This is a genomic window from Roseateles sp. GW821-FHT02E12, from assembly GCF_059421665.1.
The window spans coordinates 245,141-266,259 of record NZ_JBWKVK010000003.1; the positions used below are offsets into that span (position 1 = coordinate 245,141).

General features: G+C 67.4%; 15 protein-coding genes. 9 read left to right on the forward strand and 6 right to left on the reverse strand.

What is annotated here, in order from left to right:
- Positions 1-7 precede the first annotated feature (7 nt).
- Entirely contained in the window at positions 8-1,216 is a 1,209-nt protein-coding gene (locus AC07V5_RS19085) for a glycoside hydrolase family 27 protein (protein WP_495117290.1), read from the forward strand.
- Here the strand turns inward: AC07V5_RS19085 and AC07V5_RS19090 are convergent.
- Positions 1,200-2,057: a LysR family transcriptional regulator gene (locus tag AC07V5_RS19090; RefSeq protein WP_495117291.1), complete on the reverse strand. Its 858-nt coding sequence runs from the start codon at positions 2,055-2,057 to the stop codon at positions 1,200-1,202. The genes AC07V5_RS19085 and AC07V5_RS19090 overlap by 17 nt on opposite strands.
- Positions 2,058-2,233: 176 nt before the next feature.
- Between AC07V5_RS19090 and AC07V5_RS19095 the strand changes: the two genes are divergently transcribed.
- Positions 2,234-3,091 carry a DMT family transporter gene (locus AC07V5_RS19095; protein WP_495118011.1) on the forward strand — a complete coding sequence of 286 codons (858 nt, stop codon included), beginning with the start codon at positions 2,234-2,236 and terminating at the stop codon, positions 3,089-3,091.
- A 54-nt stretch (positions 3,092-3,145) separates the two neighbouring features.
- Here the strand turns inward: AC07V5_RS19095 and AC07V5_RS19100 are convergent, their stop codons facing one another.
- Positions 3,146-5,842 (reverse strand): TonB-dependent receptor, encoded by a 2,697-nt coding sequence (locus AC07V5_RS19100; RefSeq protein ID WP_495117292.1) that lies wholly within the window; start codon positions 5,840-5,842, stop codon positions 3,146-3,148.
- A gap of 481 nt (positions 5,843-6,323) precedes the next feature.
- Positions 6,324-7,049, reverse strand: a complete 726-nt coding sequence (locus tag AC07V5_RS19105; RefSeq protein ID WP_495117293.1) for an IclR family transcriptional regulator — start codon at positions 7,047-7,049, stop codon at positions 6,324-6,326.
- Between the two features lie 69 nt (positions 7,050-7,118).
- Between AC07V5_RS19105 and AC07V5_RS19110 the strand changes: the two genes are divergently transcribed.
- From AC07V5_RS19110 to AC07V5_RS19140, 7 genes are all read left to right on the forward strand, one after another.
- Positions 7,119-8,087: an MBL fold metallo-hydrolase gene (locus tag AC07V5_RS19110; RefSeq protein ID WP_495117294.1), complete on the forward strand. Its 969-nt coding sequence runs from the start codon at positions 7,119-7,121 to the stop codon at positions 8,085-8,087.
- Between the two features lie 7 nt (positions 8,088-8,094).
- Positions 8,095-9,678 (forward strand): FAD-dependent oxidoreductase, encoded by a 1,584-nt coding sequence (locus AC07V5_RS19115; protein ID WP_495117295.1) that lies wholly within the window; start codon positions 8,095-8,097, stop codon positions 9,676-9,678.
- Positions 9,671-9,892, forward strand: a complete 222-nt coding sequence (locus tag AC07V5_RS19120; RefSeq protein ID WP_495117296.1) for a DUF2783 domain-containing protein — start codon at positions 9,671-9,673, stop codon at positions 9,890-9,892. Before AC07V5_RS19115 ends, AC07V5_RS19120 begins: the two co-directional genes overlap by 8 nt.
- Positions 9,889-11,181 (forward strand): homogentisate 1,2-dioxygenase, encoded by a 1,293-nt coding sequence (gene hmgA / locus AC07V5_RS19125; protein ID WP_495117297.1) that lies wholly within the window; start codon positions 9,889-9,891, stop codon positions 11,179-11,181. Before AC07V5_RS19120 ends, hmgA begins: the two co-directional genes overlap by 4 nt.
- Positions 11,178-12,407, forward strand: a complete 1,230-nt coding sequence (fahA, locus tag AC07V5_RS19130) for a fumarylacetoacetase (RefSeq protein WP_495117298.1) — start codon at positions 11,178-11,180, stop codon at positions 12,405-12,407. The genes hmgA and fahA overlap by 4 nt, the downstream gene beginning before the upstream one ends.
- A gap of 222 nt (positions 12,408-12,629) precedes the next feature.
- Positions 12,630-15,218, forward strand: a complete 2,589-nt coding sequence (locus AC07V5_RS19135; protein ID WP_495117299.1) for a TonB-dependent receptor — start codon at positions 12,630-12,632, stop codon at positions 15,216-15,218.
- A 74-nt stretch (positions 15,219-15,292) separates the two neighbouring features.
- Positions 15,293-16,612, forward strand: a complete 1,320-nt coding sequence (locus AC07V5_RS19140; RefSeq protein WP_495117300.1) for a sugar MFS transporter — start codon at positions 15,293-15,295, stop codon at positions 16,610-16,612.
- A 19-nt stretch (positions 16,613-16,631) separates the two neighbouring features.
- Here AC07V5_RS19140 and AC07V5_RS19145 read toward each other — a convergent pair whose 3' ends face one another.
- The 3 genes from AC07V5_RS19145 to cysC all read right to left on the reverse strand — a co-directional run bounded on the left by AC07V5_RS19145 (position 16,632) and on the right by cysC (position 21,041).
- Positions 16,632-18,812, reverse strand: coding sequence for a carboxy terminal-processing peptidase (locus AC07V5_RS19145; RefSeq protein ID WP_495117301.1), 2,181 nt, complete (start codon positions 18,810-18,812; stop codon positions 16,632-16,634).
- Positions 18,813-18,897: 85 nt separating this feature from the next.
- Positions 18,898-20,487, reverse strand: a complete 1,590-nt coding sequence (locus tag AC07V5_RS19150; RefSeq protein ID WP_495117302.1) for a tetratricopeptide repeat-containing sulfotransferase family protein — start codon at positions 20,485-20,487, stop codon at positions 18,898-18,900.
- Positions 20,484-21,041: an adenylyl-sulfate kinase gene (gene cysC, locus AC07V5_RS19155; RefSeq protein WP_495117303.1), complete on the reverse strand. Its 558-nt coding sequence runs from the start codon at positions 21,039-21,041 to the stop codon at positions 20,484-20,486. The genes AC07V5_RS19150 and cysC overlap by 4 nt, the downstream gene beginning before the upstream one ends.
- Positions 21,042-21,119 lie beyond the last annotated feature (78 nt).

Genomic DNA, 21,119 nt, shown 5'->3' on the forward strand with positions numbered 1-21,119 from the left:
GTTCGCCATGACCGCAACCTGGCTGGGCCGCGCGCTGCTGGCCCTGTCGAGCTGTCTTTGCCTGGCCGCTCAGGCCGCGCCGCACGAGACGCTCAAGCTCGACGCCCCCAAGCCCAACCTCGCGCCCACGCCGCCGATGGGTTGGAACTCCTGGAACAAGTTCGCCTGCAACGTCAGCGAGACGCTGATCCGCCAGCAGGCCGACGCGATGGTGGCCTCGGGCATGAAGGCCGCTGGCTACACCTACATCGTCATCGACGACTGCTGGCAGAAGAGCCGCGACGCAGACGGCAACATCCAGCCCGACCCCGAGCGCTTTCCGTCGGGCATGAAGGCGCTGGCCGACTACGTGCACTCCAAGGGCCTGAAGTTCGGCCTCTACTCCGACGCGGGCGCGCTGACCTGCGGCGGCCGCCCCGGCAGTGCCGGCCACGAGTTCCAGGACGCGCGCCAGTACGCGAAGTGGGGTGTGGACTGGCTGAAGTACGACTGGTGCTACACCGGCCCGCGCAACCCCGAGGCGGCCTACACCATCATGGCCAAGGCGCTGCGCGAATCGGGCCGCGACATCGTGCTGTCCATCTGCGAGTGGGGCAGCAGCCAGCCCGGCCGCTGGGCCGCGCCCATCGGCCATCTGTGGCGCACCACCGGCGACATCTGGGATGCCTGGAAGGGCAAGAAGGAGTGGTCGCACGGCCTGCTGGACATCATCGACATGAATGCCGATCTGTGGACCGACGCGGCGCCCAACGGCTGGAACGACCCCGACATGCTGGAGGTCGGCAACGGCGGCATGACGACGACGGAGTACGAGAGCCACTTCTCGATCTGGGCCATGCTGGCCGCGCCGCTGGTGGCCGGCAACGACATGGCGAAGATGGACGAGGCGACCAAGCGCATCCTGACCAATGCCGAGGTCATCAAGGTCGACCAGGACCCGCTGGGCCGCCAGGGCCGGCGCATCTGGCGCCAGGGCCATCTGGAGGTCTGGGCTCGCACGCTGCAGGGCGGCGACCGCGCCGTCGTGCTGTTCAACCGCGGCGAGACGGCGGCCGACATCAAGGTGGGCTGGGACCAGCTGGACTGGCCCGCGAAGCTCAAGGTCGAGGTGCACGACCTGTGGTCAGGCAAGAAGACGCGCGGCGTTTCGGGCGAATTCGGTGGGCGCGTCGCGCCTCATGGCGTGCTGATGGTGCGCATCACCCCTTCGCCCTGAGCGTCTGCACCAGCATGCGCTGCAGGCTGTCCACCGCTTTGTTGCCCTTCGAGGCCTGGCTGCGGTACGCAGCCACCTCCATCGGCTCCAGCGGCCCCAGGCCCTGCTCGGCGCCCAGCAGTTGCAGATGGGCCGGCGCGCTGCACTGCGTCAGCACGGCCACTGCCAGCCCGCTTTCGACGGCGGCGATCTGCCCCGCGAGATTGGAGCTGTTGTAGACGACCTTGTACGGCCGCCCCTGCAGGGCCAGCGAGTTGATGGCGCTGCGCCGGCCGAGGCTGGCTTCCTCGTAGACGGCGATGGGCAGCGGGCTGCGGCGCCACACGTCGAACTGTGGTGAACCCACCCACACCATGGGCTCGTGGAAGAGCAGGGTGCCGCGCCGGGCATGGTCGCGTGAGACCAGGGCCAGGTCGAGGTCGCCGCGTGCCACGCGCGGGATCAGCGAGGTGGACTGCTCGCAGTCCAGCTGGATCTCGACACCGCCATGGCGCGGCGCAAACCGCTTGAGCACGGGCGTCAGGTATTTGCTCGCGTAGTCATCCGGCACGCCCAACCTCACGAGGCCGGATACATCGTCTTCCCGCAGCGCCGCGAGGGCCTCGGCCTGCAGGTCGAGCATGCGCCGGGCGTAGCCGAGCAGGGTCTGGCCCTCGTGCGTCAGTTCCAACTGGCGCGCGCCGCGGTTCAGCACCCTGTGCCCCAGCGCGGATTCCAGCTTCTTGAGCTGCATGCTGACGGCGGACTGCGAGCGATGGATCTCGGCGGCCGCGCTGGACAGCGAACCCGCATCCACCGTTGCAACGAAGCACTTCAGCCAATCGATCTGCAGGTCGCGCATGCTTTCGAAAAACGGATGGGAGGTCGGCGAATTATGTGCTTTTCGGCATCATGAACGCCCGGCAGAGTGGCGGCATGAAGTACGTCACCAGTCCGTCCACCGCCTTCCCGGCCGCCGCGCGTGGCCTTCCTCGCACCGTCACGGCCGGCCCGCTCGATGCCCGCGCCAGCGGCCTGATGCTGCTGCTGTGTTTCATCTGGGGGCTGCAGCAGGTGTCGCTGAAGGCCGTGGCCGAACAGGCCAGCCCGATGCTGATGGTGGCGCTGCGCTCGTTGATCGCGCTGGTGCTGCTGGCGGCGCTGATGCGCTGGCGCGGCGAGGCGCCCGAGCGCAGGCGCTGGAAGGCCGGGGCATTGGCGGGCAGTCTCTTCGGCCTGGAGTACCTGCTGGTGTCCGAGGCGCTGCAGCTGACGCATGCCTCGCACGTCGTCATCTTTCTCTACACGGCGCCGTTGTTCGCGGCCCTCGGCCTGCACTGGCGGTTGCCGGCGGAGCGGCTGGGCGTGCGGCAGTGGAGCGGTATCGCGTTGGCCTTCGGTGGCATCGCGCTGGCCTTCTTGTTTGGAGGCTCTGAAGAGGCTGCGGCGTCGGCGCCGCTGGGCGATCTGCTGGCGCTGATGGCCGGCATGGCCTGGGGCGCGACGACGGTGACCATCCGCTGCTCGACGCTCGCCGCCGCACCGGCAACCGAGACCTTGCTCTACCAGTTGCTGGGCGCCGTCGGCTTGCTGCTGCCCGGTGCCTGGCTGGCCGGCCAGTGGCGCTTCGAGCCTTCGGCCGTGGTCTGGGCCCATCTGGGCTTCCAGAGCCTGGTGGTGTCGTTCGCGAGCTTTCTGACCTGGTGCTGGCTGCTGCGCCGGTATCTCGCCTCGCGGCTGGGTGTGTTCGCCTTCCTGACGCCGTTGTTCGGCGTCATGCTGGGCGTGTGGTTGCTGGGCGAGGCGCTGGAGACGTCGTTCATCGCCGGCAGCGGCCTGGTACTGGCGGGCATCGCCCTCGTCAGCAGCGCCAGAGCGGGTGGTTCAAAGGCATGAAAAAAGCCGCTCGGCGCGAACCGAGCGGCTTTGGCTTGCGTGCTGATCAGGTGATCAGAACGAGTAGGTGCCGCGCACGTAGTAGGTGCGGCCCGCTGCGTTGGCGTAGCGCGAATCCCAGCCACCGGACTGGAACAGGTCGCCCTGGTTGGTGAACGGCGGATCGCGATCGAACAGATTGCGAACGCCGAGCACCAGCGACGTGCCCTTCATCGGGGTCCAGCTGCCGTACAGGTCGGTCGTCGTGAAAGCGGAAACACGGTTGGTCGGGGTGAAGTCCAGGTAGCCCGACTTGTAGTGCACTGCGGTACCCAGCGCGAACGTGCTGTAGGCCCAGTTGACCGTCAGGTTGTGCTGCCACTTGAAGACCGGACCGGCACCCGAGTAGACGCCAACGTTCTGGTTCCAGGGACCCGACGGGTAGTCCTGGTACTCGTACTTGTTGACGAAGGTGCTGTTCAACGAGAAGTCGAACTGGCCGACGTTGGAACGCAGGCGGTACTGGGCGCTCAGGTCGATACCGTTGGTGTTGGTGCCACCCAGGTTCTGGTTGAGCTGTTCCACGTAGCCGCACTTCGGGCCGGGGCAGTTGCTGGTGATGGACAGCAGGTTGCCAGGCTGGGCGAAGTGGAAGTACTGCTGGAACTGCTGGTAGTTCGAGAACAGCGTGGACTGCGGCAGCACCGCGATCGCGTTCTTGATCTTGATGGCCCAGAGGTCGATGCCGAAGTTGACGTCGGCCATCGGCTCGAACACCGCGCCCAGCGTGAAGTTCTTGGCCTTCTCAGGCTTCAGCCCGTTGAAGCCGCCGTTGAGCACCTGGAACTGGCCATTGCAGTTGGCCTGCGATGCGCCGGGGATGGCGGTGCCGCCCGGGCAGTTGATCGGGTTGTTGAAGTTGCCGGCCGTGTTGGTGAACGCCGTGGAGCTGTAGAGCTCGAACAGCGTCGGTGCGCGGAAGCCCGTCGACGCCGAGCCGCGGAACAGCATTTCCTTGCTGGGCTGGAAGCGGAAGGAAATCTTGGGGTTGGTGCTGTCGCCGAAGTCGCTGTACTTGTCGTAGCGCAGCGAGCCGGTCAGCTCCAGGGCCTTGTTCACCGGCACGTTGACTTCGGTGTACAGGGCCGAGACGTTGCGCGTGCCCTTGGCGGTGGCGTCGGGGTCAACGCCGGTGGAAGCCGAGACGAGCTGGGCGAAATCCTTGATCGGGTGCGAGTCGAAGTCTTCGCGGCGGCGCTCGACGCCCACGGCGATCTGCGCCGGGCGGCCAGCGCCCAGCCAGTCAGCCAGTTCGCGGCTGGCCGTGATCTTGAAGATGTTGACCTTGCCAGTTGCCGTCTGCAGCTTGCCGTTCAGGGCAGCCTTCTCCAGCAGGGCGGTGCCTGCGGCGCTCTGGGCGCCGAAGGGGTTGATGACGCCTTCCAGCAGGCCTTCACCGATCATGTCGCCGTCGCCGTAACCGCCCGTCAGGTTCTGGTCCACGGTGTTCTTGTTCGACGAGAACTTGACCGAGTAGTCCCAGTTGGCCGCGTTGCCGTCGGCCGACAGCACGATGCGGCTTTGCTTGTTCTCGTTCATCTGGGCGCGCGAGCCGTTCGGGAAGTCGCGCCACAGGACGTAGACGAAGCCCGGCTGCACGGCCACCGGGTTGGCGAAGGCGGCAGAAGGGCTGAAGGGTTTCGTGCCGGCCGAGCCGTCGTCGAAGGTCGGGTCGACGTGGGCGGTGGGGAAGTACGGGTTCTTCTGACCATTGGGCATGGTCGGGTTCATGTAGTAGCCGCCGTAGGGCACGGGGGCGATGCGCGTCGTGACCCGGTTGCGGGTCATGAAGGCCTCGGCGCCCAGTTCCAGCGCGTCGTTGACGCGCAGCGTGCCCTTGAGCATGGCGGACGCGGTGTCCGACTTGGGTGCGAAGTCGACGAAGTTGGGCGTGACGATCTTGCACTGCGTGCCGCCAGCGATCGGGATCAGCGCGGTGCCGACGCAGGTCGGGGCTGCGGGGTTGTACAGCGTGCCGAAGTCCTGGGTGTAGTTGGCCGGGTCGGTGCTGTTGGACAGGCCGCCGACGATGCGCTTGTTGAAGTTGCGCTGGTCACCGGCAATGGCGTCTTCCTTCTTGACGCTGAAGAAGCCGAGCACGTTGAAGCCCTGGCTTGCGAGGTCGCCGAAACCGACGCCGATGTTGCCGCTCTTGGCGCGGCCGCCGGCATGCTTGGGCGAGTCATAGCCCAGCGTGATGGTGGCGCCGCTGTAGCTCTTCTTCGTGATGAAGTTGATCACGCCGCCGATGGCGTCGGTGCCGTACAGGGCCGACGCGCCGTCGCGCAGCACTTCGATGCGGTCGATCGCAGCGAAGGGAATCATGTTCAGGTCGGGGGCCGAGCCGTCGACCGCGTTGTTGGCGATGCGCTCGCCATTCAGCAGCACGAGGGTCTTGTCGGCACCGATGCCGCGCAGGTCGGCGAAGGATGCGCCGCCGCTGCCGGAGCCGATGGACTGAGCCGCATTGGTCGACTGCTGCACGGCCGTCAAGTTGGCCATGATCTGCTCGACCGAGGTCACGCCCGAATTGCGCAGATCAGCCATCTTGATGACGGTGACCGGCACGGCCGATTCGGCGTCGATGCGCTTGATCGCGGAACCGGTGACGGTCACGCGCTCGATCTGTTGCGGCTCGGCTTGTTGGGCCCAAGCGCTGAAACCACCGACGGTCAGTAGGACCGCGGCGGCGATTTTGGTTTGCTTATGCATCACTGCTCCAGAAAAGAATGGCAAGCGGGTGTGTTGCCAAACGGCTCAGCCAAAAAACGACCCGCCCGGTCGGGCGGTGGCTGAGGCAAATTTTCGGAGCGCGTGAAATTGGGGCTGACTTGGGAAAACCCCTAGGCCCCCCTCAAAGCTGGACGGGAGACCGCTCTAATCGACCCCAAGTGCTTGATCGCTATGGGGTTTGTCCAAATGGCCCAGCTTGGGCAGGTGTGGCTTGGATGCTGCAGTTTCCCCGCAGCAATCCATCTTCACCTTCCGTCAACTGTACAGACGCATAAAAGGGACTTTGCCGGCAACTTATTGCCGATTCAGTCATATATGACTTTTGTCTATATGTATTGAATCAAATATTGGCAATTTGGGTTGCGAATATTGGAATTGGTGTTCCAAATTTGCAAAATTAGTTTGCGCGGGTTTTCGAAAAACTTGCTGTCGCGAGCCTGTCGGCCGGCTTTGCCCGATGTCAGCAACCCAGCCGACGCGACAAAAGGGCCGCGGCTTCGCGCAGCGGCGCGACGACCGGGCCGTCCAACGCGGTGTCGAAGCTTGCGCTGGGCCCGATGGCGGTCAGGGCCAGCACCAGCCGCCCCGAAGCCTCGAAGACCGGTGCCGCCGCGGCGCTGACGCCGGCGACGACCCCGTCCCGCGACGTGGCCAGCCCGTCATGGCGCACGGCTGCCGTCACGGTGGCGTCGGGCAGAGGTTCGCCCAGGCCTGCGGCTTCTTGCCCGCGCCAGGTGGCGAACAACCGCCCCGATGCCGTGCCCGCCAGGCTCATCACCGTGCCATGGCGCATGCTGATGTGCACCGGCGCCGGCCCCTCGGCCACGCGCACGATGGTGGGCCCGCGCGTGCCCCACACGGCGATGGCCACCGTGTGGCCTAGCCGCAGGGCGAGGTCCTCGATGACGGGCGTGGCCAGGCGCACCGGGTCGTACTGCTGCAGGCTGATGAGCCCGAGCTGCAGGGCCAACGGCCCGAGGCCATACGGCCCGCTGCCGCCCTCCTGCTCGACGAGGCCCAGCTTGATGAAGCTGACCAGATAGGGGTGGGCCTTCGCCGGCGTCATGCCGGCTTCGCGGGCAAGATCCTTCAGCGCCATCGGCCGGCCCTGGTGGGCGAGCGCCAGCAGCAGCTGGCCGCCAACTTCGATGCTTTGGATGCCTCGCGGGGCCTTGGGTTCAACCATGCTGAAAATTCTATATTGGTGAATTGATTCGGAATAGGCTAAATTTCGGCTTCGATGTTGGAGACCCGCATGACGACCAAAGCCTTTGCCTCGCAAGCCGACCTGGAAGAGAAGCAGGTCACCTTTGAACGCCTGTCCGAGCACGCCTGGGCCTACACGGCCGAGGGCGATCCCAACACCGGCATCGTCATCGGCCGCGACGCGGCGATGGTGATCGACACCCAGGCAACGCCCGTCATGGCGGCCGACGTGATCCGTCGCATCCGCGAAGTCAGCGCGGTGCCAATCAAGTACGTGCTGCTCAGCCACTATCACGCGGTGCGGGTGCTGGGCGCGTCGGCCTTCAAGGCCGAAGGCCTGGAGCAGGTCATTGCCAGCGACGCGACGCTGGCCCTCATCAAGGAGCGCGGCGAGCAGGACAAGGCCAGCGAGATCGGCCGCTTCCCGCGCCTGTTCCGCAATGTCGAGTCCGTGCCCGCCGGGCTGACCTGGCCGACGCTGACTTTCTCTGGCCGCCTCACGCTGGACCTGGGCGGCGTCAAGGTCGAGATGTTCTCGCCCGGCCGCGGCCACACGGCAGGCGACACGGTGGCCTGGTTGCCGGAGGAGCGCGTGCTGTTCAGCGGCGACCTCGTCGAGTTCGACGCAACGCCCTACTGCGGCGACGCTCACTTCGCCGACTGGCCGGCCACGCTGGATGCGGTCGCCTCGCTGAACGCCAGCGCCCTCGTGCCCGGCCGGGGCCCGGCGCTGAAGGGCGCCGAGCAGGTGGCCGCAGGCCTGAGCGGCACGCGCGCCTTCGTGAGCGAGCTCTACGCGGCCGTGCAGGCCGGCGTGAAGGCTAGTGAGGAACTGAAGTCGGTCTACCAGCGCACGATGGCCGCGCTGCGCCCGAAGTACGGCCACTGGGTCATCTTCGACCACTGCATGCCCTTCGACGTGACCCGTGCCTACGACGAAGCCGGCGGCACCAGCCACCCGCGCATCTGGACCGCAGAGCGTGATGTCGACATGTGGAAGGCCCTCGAAGGCGCTTGAGGTCGGCATGAATCTGCCGCAGTACCCGTACCACCAGAGCCTGGAGCAGCGCTCCGGCCAGCCGCAGCGCCGGCCCGTCGTCATCGTCGGAGCCGGCCCAGTGGGCCTGACGCTGGCGCTGGACCTGGCCCGGCGCGACGTGCCTGTCGTCGTCATCGACGACAACGACCGCATCGGCAGCGGTTCACGCGCCGTCTGCTGGGCCAAGAAGACGCTGGAAGTCTTCGACCGTCTCGGCATTGGCGAGGCCGTGGCGCGCGAGGGCGTGCGCTGGCAGCGCGGGCGCGTCTTCCACGGCGAGCGCGAGGCCTACAGCTTCGACCTGCTGCCCGAGGCGGGCCACAAGATGCCGGCCATGGTCAACCTGCAGCAGGACCAGGTCGAAGCCCGCCTCGTGCGCGCGGCGCAGCTGGATGGCCGCATCGAGATCCGCGGCCACCACGAGCTGATCGGGCTGGAGCAAGACGAGGGTGGCGTCACGCTGAACGTGCGCACACCCGATGGCCTGTTCGACATGCAGGCCGACTGGGTCGTCGCCTGCGACGGCGCGCGCAGCCCCACGCGCACGCTGCTGGGCCTGGGCTTCACTGGCCAGGTCTTCGAGGACCGCTTCCTCATCGCCGACGTCACCCTCGCGCCCGGAGCCCGGCCGCGCGGCCTGGACCCGGCCAAGCCCGAGCGTTGGTTCTGGTTCGACCCGCCCTTCCACCGCGGGCAGTCCGTGCTGTTGCACGCGCAGGCCGACGGCCTCTGGCGCATCGACTTCCAGCTCGGCCGCGATGCCGATGTCGAGGCTGAAAAGCAGCCCGAGCGCATCAAGGCTCGCGTGGGCGCGATGCTGGACGGCGCGCCCTTCGAGCTGGCCTGGTCGTCCATCTACCAGTTCGCCTGCCGGCGCGCGGAGCGCTTGCGCGTCGGGCGCGTGCTGCTGGCCGGCGACGCAGCCCACCAGGTCTCGCCCTTCGGCGCGCGCGGTGCGAACAGCGGCGTGCAGGATGCCGAGAACCTCGGCTGGAAGCTGGCCGCCGTGCTGAGAGGCGAGGGCGGTGACGTGCTGCTCGATTCCTACGAGTTCGAGCGCATCGAGGCCGCCGACGACAACATCGGCCACTCGACACGCGCGACCGACTTCATCAGCCCCAAGAGCGCCCTGAGCCGCAGGTTCCGCCGCGCCGCGCTGGACCTGGCTGCGCGCACGGACTTCGCAAAGGCGCTGGTCAACAGCGGCCGGCTTTCCCTGCCGACCGAGCACGTGGACTCGCCGCTGAGCACGCCCGAAGAAGAGGCCTGGCAAGCCGGCCCCGGCCCAGGCTGCCCTGCACCCGATGCGCCGCTGGATGGCGGTGGCTGGCTCAGCGAAGCGCTGGCCGGCGGCTTCGCGCTGCTGGCCTTCGGTTGGCCGGTGCAGGCCGAGGGTCTGCGCGTCATCACGCTGCCGGCCGAAGGCCTGGCCGCCACGCGCTACGGCGCCCGCCCCGGCAGCGTCCATCTGATCCGGCCCGATGCCGTCGTCGCCGCACGCTGGCACCGCTTCGATGCCGACGCGGTGCGCGCCGCGCTGGCCCGCGCCCACGGGAGGCCCGATGAATAAGTTGAACCTGACCCCGAATTTGGCCGGCGAGGCCGATGCCTTCTACGCTGAGCTGATCGCCGCCCAGGCCGATCTTTCCGATGACGCTGCAGCCGACTGGCTCGCGCGGCTGACCCTGATCCTGTGCAACCACATCGGCGACCGCGAAGTGCTGCGTGAAGCCTTCGCGCTGGCGCGCGAATCCCGATCCAGCGATGGACCCTCAAGCCCATGACTGAACTGACCTCCATCAAATACATCACCGGCTTCGGCAACCAGCACAGCAGCGAAGCCGTGCCGGGCGCACTGCCCATCGGCCGCAACAGCCCCCAGCGCGCGCCGCATGGGCTGTACGCCGAGCTGCTGTCCGGCAGCGCCTTCACCGCGCCGCGGGCCGACAACCAGCGGACCTGGCTCTACCGCCGCCGGCCCTCGGTCGTCTGCGGTGGCTACGAGGCGCTGCCGCATCCACTGTGGAAGAGCGGCGCCGCGCATGGCGAGTGCGCGCCGCCCGACCCGCTGCGCTGGGGCCCGACACCCCTGCATGGCGATGGTGACTTCGTCGACGGCCTGCGCAGCTACGCCGTCAGCGGCGAGGCCGGCATCGGCGGCATGGCCGCGCTGGCCTATGTGGCGACGCGGTCCATGGGCCGTCGCGCCCTCGTGAATGCCGACGCCGAGATGCTGCTCGTGCCTCAACAAGGCCGCTTGCTCGTGACGACAGAGTTGGGCCGGCTCGAAGTCGCGCCCGGCTTCATCGCCCTGTTGCCGCGCGGCATGGCCTTCAAGGTCGACCCGCTGGACGTGCCGGCGCGCGGCTATGTCTGCGAGAACCATGGCGCCGCCTTCCGCCTGCCCGAGCTCGGCCCCATCGGCTCCAACGGCCTGGCCAGTGCGCGCGACTTCGAGGCGCCGGTTGCATGGCATGAGCTGGAGGAGGGCGACTATGAGATCGTCAAGCGCCACGGCGGCCAGCTCTGGCGTGCGCGCCAAGGCCACAGCCCCTTCAACGTCGTCGCCTGGCACGGCAACCTCGCGCCCTACCGCTGGGACACCTCGCGCTTCATGACGATCAACACCGTCAGCTTCGACCACCCCGACCCCAGCATCTTCACGGTGCTCACCAGCCCCAGCGACACGCCGGGCTGGGCCAACGTCGACTTCGTCATCTTCCCGCCGCGCTGGACGGTGGCCGAGGACACCTTCCGCCCGCCCTGGTACCACCGCAACGTGATGAGTGAGTTCATGGGCCTGGTGCTGGGCCAGTACGACGCCAAGCCTGAAGGCTTCAAGCCCGGGGGCGCCAGCCTGCACAACAGCTATGTGCCGCACGGCCCCGACACCGAGGCCTTCGACAAGGCCAGCAACGCCGACTTGAAGCCGCACAAGCTGGACCAGACACTCGCCTTCATGTTCGAGACGCGCTGGCCGCTGAAGCCCACGAGCTGGGCGCTGAACGACGCACCGCTGGAGACGACCTACGCCAACTGCTGGCAAGGCCTGAAAGAAGAGTTCAACCCATGATCGACCACACCCACGACGCCGCAGCCCTCTCCTGGGTCGCCTCGGCCAACTCACCCGAAACCGACTTCCCGCTGCAGAACCTGCCCTTCTGCAGCTTCCGCCGCAGCGGCACGCTGGAGCCCTGGCGCGTGGGCGTCGGCATTGGCGACCAGATCCTGGACCTGAGCGCCTGGGGCATCGCCGACCTGAACGCGTTGATGGCTCGCCCGAGCAGCGAGCGCCGCGCGCTTCGCCATCGCCTGTTCGACACCTTGAAGGCCGGTTCGCCTGAACTCGAACTCGTGCCCCAGGCCGAGGCCGAGTACACGCTGCCCTGCCGCATCGGCGACTACACCGACTTCTACACCGGCATCCACCACGCCCGTGCCATCGGCAAGCTGTTCCGCCCCGACAACCCGTTGCTGCCCAACTACCAATGGGTGCCCATCGGCTACCACGGCCGCAGTTCTTCCATCGTCGTCAGTGGCACGCCGCTGCGTCGCCCCAAGGGCCAGGTCAAGCCGCCAGATGCCGAGGCGCCCGTCTTCAAGCCCAGTGCCCGCGTGGACTGCGAGCTGGAGTTGGGCCTCTTCGTCGGCCCCGGCAACGCGCTGGGCGAGCCCTTCGGCATCGACGAGGCGGACGAGCACGCCTTCGGTCTCACGCTGCTGAACGACTGGTCGGCCCGCGACATCCAGCCCTGGGAGTACCAGCCCCTCGGCCCCTTCCTGGCCAAGAACTTCGGCACCACCATCTCGCCGTGGATCGTCACGATGGAGGCGCTGGAGCCCTTCCGCATCCCGTTCACGCGGCCGGAAGGCGACCCGCAGCCGCTGCCCTATCTCGACTCGCCGGCCCACCGTGCGAATGCGAGCTTCGACATCGAACTGGAAGTCTGGTTCAAGACGCCGACGATGGCCGAGCCCACGCGGCTGTCGCGTTCCAACCTGTGCCACGCCTACTGGTCGCTGGCACAGATGCTGACCCACCACGCCAGCAATGGCTGCAACCTGCAACCAGGCGACCTGCTGGGCACCGGCACCATCAGCGGCCCGCAGCCCGAAGAGGCGGGCTCGCTGCTGGAGCTGACCGGCGGCGGCAAGCAAGCCATCACGCTGCCCAACGGCGAGACGCGCACCTTCGTGCTCGACGGCGACACCCTCGGCCTGCGCGCCTTTGCGGAGAAACCCGGATTCCGACGCATCGGTTTCGGGGCCTGCGACGGGCAAATCATGCCCGCGACCTGACCCAGCCTTGCGCCAACGTAACGTCGGCGCAATGAAGTCCAACAAAGCGCAACGCCGTGCGCCGGGCGGGAGCCCCGCCGCTAGATTGCGGGCACTGGCCAGGGTCTGACGACAAGAGACAACGCAACTCTGGCCTTCTGAGTTGAGCCCCACCCGTTGGCACACCCGCCACGGGCGAGGCCCCTTGTTGTCCAACAGAACTCGTTGCCCAGGAGCACCTACGTGGCCAAGCCTCATTTCAAGCAGAACCTTTTGCCCCATCTCATCGGTCTGGCGCTGGGGGGCGCGGCGCTCACGCCGGCCTTGGCGCAGGACGCGAACCAGCAGCTCGAGACCGTCGAGATCCGCGGTGTGCGGGCGACGCTGAAGAAGAACCTGTCCGAGAAGCGCGAGTCGCAGAACATCGTCGACAGCATCAGCGCCGAGGACGTGGGCAAGTTCCCCGACAAGAACGTGGCCGACTCGCTGCAACGCGTGCCCGGCATCTCGGTGGACCGCATCTGGGGCGAGGGCAAGGCCATCTTCGTGCGCGGCACGGACAAGAACCTCAACATGACGCAGCTCAACGGCCAGTCCGTCGCGTCGTCCGAGTGGTGGCTGAACGAGCCGCAGACGCGCAGCTTCAACTACGACGTGCTGCCCTCCGAGATCGTCGGCAGCCTGGACGTGTTCAAGAGCCCGTCGGCCGATTTGGATGAAGGCAGCATCGGTGGCCTCGTCATCGTCAAGACCCGCAAGCCCCTGGCCTTCAAGGACCAGCTGACGCTGCAGGCCTCGGCCGAGGCCATGTACAGCAAGCTGCCCGGCAAGACCGACCCGCAGGTGTCGGGCCTGCTGAACTGGAAGAGCGACGACAAGACCTTCGGCGTGCTGCTGGCCATCAGCAGCCAGAAGCGTCACATGCGCCGCGACGGCCTGGAGCAGTTCTCCGACGGCAAGTACGACGTGAAGGACCAGAACGGCAACGTCACCAACGCCTACGCCTCCTGGGGCGGTGGCTCGGCCATCTTCCGCCAGGAGCGTGAGCGCACGACGACCAACCTCGCGCTGCAGTTCCAGCCCAACCCGGCCACCGATCTCGTGCTGAATCTGATGGATTCGGACATGAAGATGAACAACAACAACCAAAACTACCTCTGGCAGGCCGGCGGCCTGGCGGTGGGCGGCGTCATCAGCGCCGTCGACCCGAAGTTCATCACGGTGAGCGACGGCAGCAAGGCCCTGGTGGGTGGCACCTTCGGCCCCAAGACCGGCGTGTCCTTCGAGCCCATCTACCGCGAGAGCTACATCAAGAGTCGCGTGGCAGACCTGGACGGCAACTACCAGGGCGGCAACTGGACGCTGCACGGCCAAGTGGGCACCACCAACAGCTCGGGCGGCAGCTCGCATGACCGCCACTTCTGGATGGAAGGCGACACGCGCACGACGATCTCCCTCGGCCCCGATCACTACGGCGTGAAGTACCTCGACATCAGCCCGCTGGACCCCAAGGCGCTGACGCTGAAGGCCGGTGACGACCGCATCCGCCGCATGGAAGCCAAGGAGAACTATGCCCAGGGCGATGTGACCTTCGACCTCGACAGCGGCGTCATCAAGTCGGTGAAGCTCGGCCTCAAGCTGCGCGACAACACGCTGAAGAACTCCCGCATCCAGGGCACGGCTGGCCCGACATCGCCGGGCTGGCAGTCCTTCAGCCTGTCTGACCTGTCCACCGGCCCCTCGCCGCTGCTGAGCCAGCAGGCCGCAACGAGCGACGCGTTGACGCAGTACGCCTGGTATGACGACGCACTCGTCGCCAGCAAGGGCATCCCCATGTTCGACAAGGCCATGACCTACAAGGATGTGCTCAACGAGAACTACAAGATCCACGAGAAGATCACGGCGCTGTATGCCAAGGCCGACTACTCGATGGGTCAGCTGCGTGGCGACTTCGGCCTGCGCTTCGTGCGCACGCAGCAGACGTCGGACGGCTACCTGGGCAACGCCAGCGGCGGCTTCTCGCCCACCAGCGTCGGCAACAACTACACCGACGCGCTGCCAAGCCTGAACGTCGTCTACGACCTCAGCAAGCAGGTGATCCTGCGCGGCTCGGTCTCGCGCGCCATGGCCCGCCAGACCTTCGACCTGCTCAGCCCCGGCCTGCGCCGCGACGGCACCGTGCTGTCCAAGGGCTATGCCGGCAACCCGCTGCTCAAGCCCGTGCACGCCAACCAGGCAGAGATCGGTGCGGAGTGGTACTACGCCGATGCGGCGCTGATCTCGGGCACCTTCTTCATCAAGAAGCTCGACACCTTCACCTACAAGGCTTCCAAGTCCGAGCAGGTGGGCAGCGAGACGTTGACGGTGGAGCGGCCCTACAACGCCGACAACGGCGCCGACATCAAGGGCTTCGAGCTGCAGTGGCAGCAGCCCTTCGGCAACACCGGCTTCGGCACCGTCGTGAACTACACCTTCACCGACGCCAAGGCCGGCGCCGTGGCCGGCCAGCCGCGCCTGAAGGTGCTGGGCAACTCGCGTGACCAGTTCAACTTCAGCGGCTACTACGAGCAGGGTCCCCTTACGCTGCGCGTCTCGTACAACTACCGCTCCAAGAGCTATGGCAATGTGGAGATGGGCGGCCAGGTCGTCAACAGCGCCTACGGCCAGTGGGACGCGTCTGCCAGCTGGGACGTGACACCCAAGATCGCCGTCTACGCCAGCGCGGTGAACCTCAACAACGAGGTCATCAAGTCCAACACCGTGGACGGCATCCCGGTCGGCGTCTATGAAAACGGCGCCCGCTACAGCGTCGGCGTCCGAGCCAAGTTCTAAGGTTCGACCTCTGTTGCGGTTCGTGGCGGCGGTGTACACACACCGCTGCCAGCCCTTGCCTGACGCTCTCCTCCATGCACACCAAAACCCTCACACCCACGGCAGGCCAGGGCGTGCTGCTGCCCATGCTCTTCATCGGGCTGATGTTCTTCATCCTCGGCTTCGTCACCTGGCTGAACGGCTCGCTGATTCCCTTCCTGAAGATCGTCTGCGAGCTGAACAACTTCCAGGCGCTGTGGGTGGCGTTTGCCTTCTACATCGCCTACACGGTGATGGCGCTGCCGAGCGCCGCCATCCTCGCGCGCATCGGCTATAAGAAGGGCATGACGGCCGCCTTGGGCGTCATGGCCATCGGCGCATTGGCCTTCATCCCGGCGGCCAAGTCGGGGCAGTACGCCATCTTCCTGCTGGCTCTCTTCACATTGGCCAGCGGCATGACGCTGATGCAGACGGCCATCAACCCCTACATCGTCTGCATCGGCTCGCGAGAGAGTGCCGCCATGCGCATCTCGATCATGGGCCTGTTCAACAAGGGCGCCGGCATCGTGGTGCCACTGGTGTTCTCGGCGTTGATCCTGTCGGGCATGGAGCGTTTCTCCGAATCGGCGCTGGCAGCGCTGGATGCGGCCGGCCGTGAGGCGCTGCGCAACGAGCTGTCGCAGCGCCTGGTCTTTCCGTACGCGGTGATGGCCGTGGGCCTGCTGGCCTTCATGGCCTTGATCCACTTTTCTTCGCTGCGCGAGCCCGAGCTGGAGGCGGCCGACGCGCCTTCGGGTACGGTCAAGCGCTGGGGCGTGTTCCAGCATCCGCAAGTCGTGCTCGGCGCCATCGGGCTGTTCGGCTACGTGGGTGTGGAAGTCATCGCCGGCGACACCATCGGCCTTTATGGCCGCCAGCTCGGCGTGGCCCACTACGGCGTGCTGACGTCCTACACGATGGGCTTCATGGTGCTGGGCTATCTGTTCGGCGTGGCGCTGATACCGCGCTGGATGTCGCAGCGCACGGCTCTCGTCTTCTCAGCGGTCAGCGGCATCGCGTTTGTGCTGGGTGTGGCGCTGTCATCGCCGACCGAGTCGGGCATCTCTCAGGCCCTGCTGGGCTGGGCGGGCGTGCCGGCGGTCCCGAACACGGTGCTCTTCCTGGCGATGCTGGGCCTGTCCAACGCACTCGTGTGGCCGTCCATCTGGCCGTTGGCGCTCGAGGGTTTGGGCAAGTACACGGCCGCCGGCTCGGCCTTGCTCATCATGGGCATCGCCGGTGGCGCGCTGATCCCCATGCTCTACGGCCACTTCGCCGACGTGTGGACACCGCAGCGCGGCTACTGGGTGATGCTGCCCTGGTACGGGCTGATCCTTTTCTATGCTCTGTTGGGCAGCCGTCTCAGGCGTTGGTGAGGCGTTTGTCGGACCGAGCCTATTGGTCCGATGAACCCTTGGCCAGCAGTGCCTTGACCATCACTGGACGGGTGGCCGAAGCGCTCGCAGTCATTTGGGACTTGCCCTCTTTCAACGCCACGCTGTCGGACAGGATGTTGACGGCCTCGTTCAGGAGGACGTCGTTGGCGGCTTCCCTGGTCTTTTGCGCGGCGAGATCCTTGCCGAGCTTGCGTTCGTTGAACTGCAGGCCATCGTCGGTCAAAGCGTTTTCCGTGCCTGGCGCCGCGCCCGTTTCGCCACCGCCCAGCATGGCGGTCAGGCGCTTTTCCGAAGCGGCGCGTTCCTTGCGCCGAACCGCTTCGTTGAGCGAAATGACATTGTTCTTGCGCAGGTCCTGCGCCTTTGCAACGTCCTCCAGCAGACCCTGGTAGTCACGGTCGCGCCGAACGCGGCTCTCGTGCCACGACAGCAGGCGTGGCAGCTGCGTTGTCATGTCACCCACAGCCACGTAATCGACCGCCTTGATGTGGGTCCACGGCAGGGCGTTCCCGTAGCTCGATTCACCGAACTGGGTGTCGTCGCCGCTTGCCGGGTAGCGGATGTCCGGCGTCACGCCCCGCAGCTGCGTCGTGCCGCCGTTCACCCGGAAAAACTGCGCGATGGTCAGCTTCAGGTCGCCAAACACCGGCGTGGCGTTCCTGGCGATTCTGTCGAGGCTGGCGACGGTCTGGACCGTGCCCTTGCCGAAGCTGGGCTCGCCGATGACCAGGCCGCGACCGTAGTCTTGAATCGCCGCCGCGAAAATTTCCGACGCTGAAGCCGACCCCCTGTTGATCAGCACACCCAGCGGTCCGTTCCAAGCCAGGCCGGTATCGGTGTTGGTCGCCACGGTGATATCGCCTTTGGCATCGCGTGTTTGAACCACGGGCACCTTGCCAACGAACAAGCCCGTCAGCTCCACCGCTTCGCGCAGCGAGCCTCCGCCGTTGCTGCGCAGGTCCATCAACACGCCTTCCACTTTCTGGGCTTTCAAGTCCAGCAGCAGCCTGGCCACGTCGCGCGCCGCGCTGCGGTAATCCTTGTCGCCCTTTTGCATTGCAGCGACATCCTCGTAGAACGAGGGCAGGGTGATCACGCCGACCAGGCGTTTGCCCTCGCCGGTCGTCACCGAATAGACCTTGGCCTTGGCCGCGCTGTCCTGCATCGTGATGGTGTTGCGGACCAGCGCCACGGTCTTGATGGGCGCGTCGGCCCCGCTGTCGGCCGGCAGGATGTCCAGCCGCACTGTCGAAGCCGTCGTGCCGCGAATCAAGGCCACCGCATCGTCCAGGCGCCAGCCGACGACATCCTCCATCGAGCCCACCGCGCCTTGCCCGACGCCCACGATACGGTCGCCCACCTTCAGTTGCCCCGACACGCTCGCGGGCCCGCCTGCCACCAGTTCCCGGATGGTGATGTAGCCGTCGATCTCAGTCAGAACTGCGCCGATACCCACCAGCGACAACCGCATCGCGATGCCGAAATTCTCTGCGGCGCGTGGCCCCAGGTAGTTGGTATGGGGCTCTATCGCCGTCGTGTAGGCATTCATGAACGCCTGGAAGGCATCGGCGCTGGAGATCTTGCCGATGCGCTTGGCGGTGCTGTCGTAGCGCTTGTCGAGCACCTTCCTGATGGCTGCGTCGTCCTGGCCCGCCAGTTTGAGCCGCAACCAGTCGTTCTTGACGCGCTTGCGCCAGAGGTCGAGCGACTCGGCTTCAGTCGCGGGCCAGGGCTGGTCCTTGCGGTCGATCATCAGCGTCTCGCTGCGCTCGAAGTCGAACCCCTTGGCCAGCAGACCGCGGGCAAAAGCCATCCTCTCGACCGCCCGGCGCTCGTACAGGTTGAAGATCGCGAACGGCGCGCGCAAGTCCTCGGTCAGGATCGCATCGTCAAGCCGGGTGCGGTCGATAGCCAGACGGTCGACGTCGGACTGCAGGAAATACAGCTTCTCCGGATCGAGCGACTTCAGATACTGGTCGAACACCTTGCCCGACAAGGCGTCGTCGAGCGGGACGGCCTTGTAGTGGTAGCGCGACAGCAGGTCCGCTGCCAGGCGAGCCGCCTTGGCCTCCTGCACTGCCGGCTTCAGCAGCGGCGGGTAGGCAAGCTCCGCGTCCGCCTTGGCAACCTGCATTGTGGCCGCCACGGCCAGCACGAACCCAATCAGCTTGTGTCCCAATCTCACTCCACCACGGTTGAACGGCCCATGAACATGGGCAGGCCTGGATGGTGCCATGTCACGCGCGAGTGCCGTTGTAGGCCGATCACCCCCCTGTCGCGGCGAAACGATCGCGCAGCGGGTCGAGCAGCGGGCCGTAGCGCTGCCCCGGCGTCGACGCGGCGCGCATCGGCTGGCGCACCTGCAGCGCGCTCGGCGTGCGGATCGCGCGCGCCGTCTCGTGGAAGCGCAGGCAGGCCGGCTCGAAGTCGAGGCCGCAGGCGGCGAGCAGCGCGTGGATGCCGGCGTTCGGGTCGGCGACAAGATCTTCGTACCGTTGCACGACGAAGCGGCCCGGGTACCGCTCGGCCCAGAAGCGGGCAAGCGATTCGTAGGCGCGCCAGTACGCCGCGAGCCCGTCGAAGCTGTACGTGAAGTGCACCATGCCCGGCCCGAAGAGCTGCTTGTAGCAGGACCACGCGGTCTCCACCGGGTCGCGGCGGCAGTCGATGATGCGAGCTCCGGGCAGCATGCGCATCACGGCGCCGGCATAGAGCCAGTTCTCGGGCAGCTTGTCGGTGGCGATCGGCTTGGCTGCACGCCAGCGCGCGCTCGCCCGCAGGTAGGCGTCGCCGAGCCGCCGCCAGTCAGCGTCGCTGGCATCGGTGACCCAGTGCGGGAACGGCTTGCCGCGCCGGCGGGATTCGGCGTCGAGCAGCTGCGGCAGGTAAGGCAGCTCGCTCGCGCCTTCGACCTGCGAGTGGCTCGCGAGGATCTGCTCGACCAGCGTCGTCCCCGACCGCGGCAGTCCGACGAGGAAGATGACCTCGCGCCCCGGCCCGTCCTGCGGTGGTGGCGGTGCGCCGGCGAACGCGGCGCGGATCGCGTCGACGTGGCGCGCGAACGCCGCGGTGTCCCACGGCCGCGACGCGCGCGCCGCATCGTTCGCCGCGCACAGGACCCGGAACGCGTCGGTGTGCCGGCCCGCGCTCTCAAGCCCGGCGCCGAGGGCGAAGCGCAGGAACAGCCGTTCCTCCGCCGGCATCGTCGCCGGCGGCGCGGCGGCCTTCGCCTCCAACTGCGCCAGCTCGTCGGCGGTCATCGGCACGACCTTCAGGTCGGCCAGCATCCACCACGCGTGCGCAACGAACTCGCCGCGCGCGATCAGGTGCCGGCAATCCGCGGCCGCGACATCGCCATGGCCAAGCGCCGTGGCGCAGCGTGCGCGTTGCAGCCGGGCGAGCGGCGCCGCCGGGTCAAGCGCGACGGCGCGCTGCACGGCGCCGTACGCCGCCGCCGGCTCGCCGGCGTTGTCATGCTCGAACGACAGCCCCAGCCAGTCGGCCGATGTCGTCGCGTGCGCCTCGCCTTCGCGCAGCGTCGCGACCACCGCAGCGTGGTCGTGCGCATGCTCCTGCGCGGCCGCGAGCTGCGCGCGCAGGTCGAAGTCTGCGGGCCGCTGGGCGAGCGCGCGCGCGAGGTCCTGCGTTGCGCCTGCCCAGTCGTCGTCGCCGGCGCGGCAGACCGCGCGCAGGCGCAAGACCTCCGGGTGATCCGGCGCGCTGCGCGCCAGATCGAGCAGCAGCCGCGCCGCGCCAGTGCGGTCGCCTGCCTGCAGCGCCTGCGTGGCGCGGGCCAGCTGCTGCACGTCGGCAGGCTTCAGTCCGTGCAGCGGGCTGGACACGGGGTAATTCATGCCAGCCTCGCGATGAGACGCGCCGCCGCCTGCTCGGCCGGCTCGTCGACCGTGCGCACGATGAATTCGGGGTCCGTCGGCGGCTCGTAAGGGCCATCGACGCCCGTCAGGCCCGCAAGCGCGCCGCTGCGCGCAAGCCGGTAGAGGCCCTTCGGGTCGCGCGCCTCCGCCACCGCGAGCGGCGTGTCGACGAAGACCTCGACGAAGCGCCCCGGCTCGAACCGCGCGCGGGCCTGGTCGCGGTCGGCCCGGAACGGCGAGATCAGCGCGACCACGACGGTGATGCCGGCGTCGGCCATCAGGCGCGCGACCTCGGCGGCGCGGCGCACGTTCTCGGCGCGATCGCTGTCGGAGAAGCCGAGGTCGCTCGACAGGCCGCGGCGCAGATCGTCGCCATCGACGACGACCGCCGCCTGCCCTGCGGCGCGCAGTTGGCGGCACACCGCCTGTGCGATCGTGGACTTGCCGGCGCCGGGCAGGCCGGTCAGCCAGAGCACTGAGGCGCGTGGCGACGGTTCGCCGCCGCGTTCATCGGGAAGGGGTCGTGACGTCATGCGGCAGATTGTGGCGCCGCGCGCGGCGGGCTCGGCGGCTGTCGCCGCGATGCGCCGGCCTCCTGCGGCCACTGCCCG

Coding starts and splice junctions, on each gene's coding strand:
- AC07V5_RS19085 (WP_495117290.1), top strand. CDS start 8: ATGACCGCAACCTGGCTGGGCCGCGCGCTGCTGGCCCTGTCGAGCTGT.
- AC07V5_RS19090 (WP_495117291.1), bottom strand. CDS start 2,057: ATGCGCGACCTGCAGATCGATTGGCTGAAGTGCTTCGTTGCAACGGTG.
- AC07V5_RS19095 (WP_495118011.1), top strand. CDS start 2,234: ATGCTGCTGCTGTGTTTCATCTGGGGGCTGCAGCAGGTGTCGCTGAAG.
- AC07V5_RS19100 (WP_495117292.1), bottom strand. CDS start 5,842: ATGCATAAGCAAACCAAAATCGCCGCCGCGGTCCTACTGACCGTCGGT.
- AC07V5_RS19105 (WP_495117293.1), bottom strand. CDS start 7,049: ATGGTTGAACCCAAGGCCCCGCGAGGCATCCAAAGCATCGAAGTTGGC.
- AC07V5_RS19110 (WP_495117294.1), top strand. CDS start 7,119: ATGACGACCAAAGCCTTTGCCTCGCAAGCCGACCTGGAAGAGAAGCAG.
- AC07V5_RS19115 (WP_495117295.1), top strand. CDS start 8,095: ATGAATCTGCCGCAGTACCCGTACCACCAGAGCCTGGAGCAGCGCTCC.
- AC07V5_RS19120 (WP_495117296.1), top strand. CDS start 9,671: ATGAATAAGTTGAACCTGACCCCGAATTTGGCCGGCGAGGCCGATGCC.
- hmgA (WP_495117297.1), top strand. CDS start 9,889: ATGACTGAACTGACCTCCATCAAATACATCACCGGCTTCGGCAACCAG.
- fahA (WP_495117298.1), top strand. CDS start 11,178: ATGATCGACCACACCCACGACGCCGCAGCCCTCTCCTGGGTCGCCTCG.
- AC07V5_RS19140 (WP_495117300.1), top strand. CDS start 15,293: ATGCACACCAAAACCCTCACACCCACGGCAGGCCAGGGCGTGCTGCTG.
- AC07V5_RS19150 (WP_495117302.1), bottom strand. CDS start 20,487: ATGAATTACCCCGTGTCCAGCCCGCTGCACGGACTGAAGCCTGCCGAC.
- cysC (WP_495117303.1), bottom strand. CDS start 21,041: ATGACGTCACGACCCCTTCCCGATGAACGCGGCGGCGAACCGTCGCCA.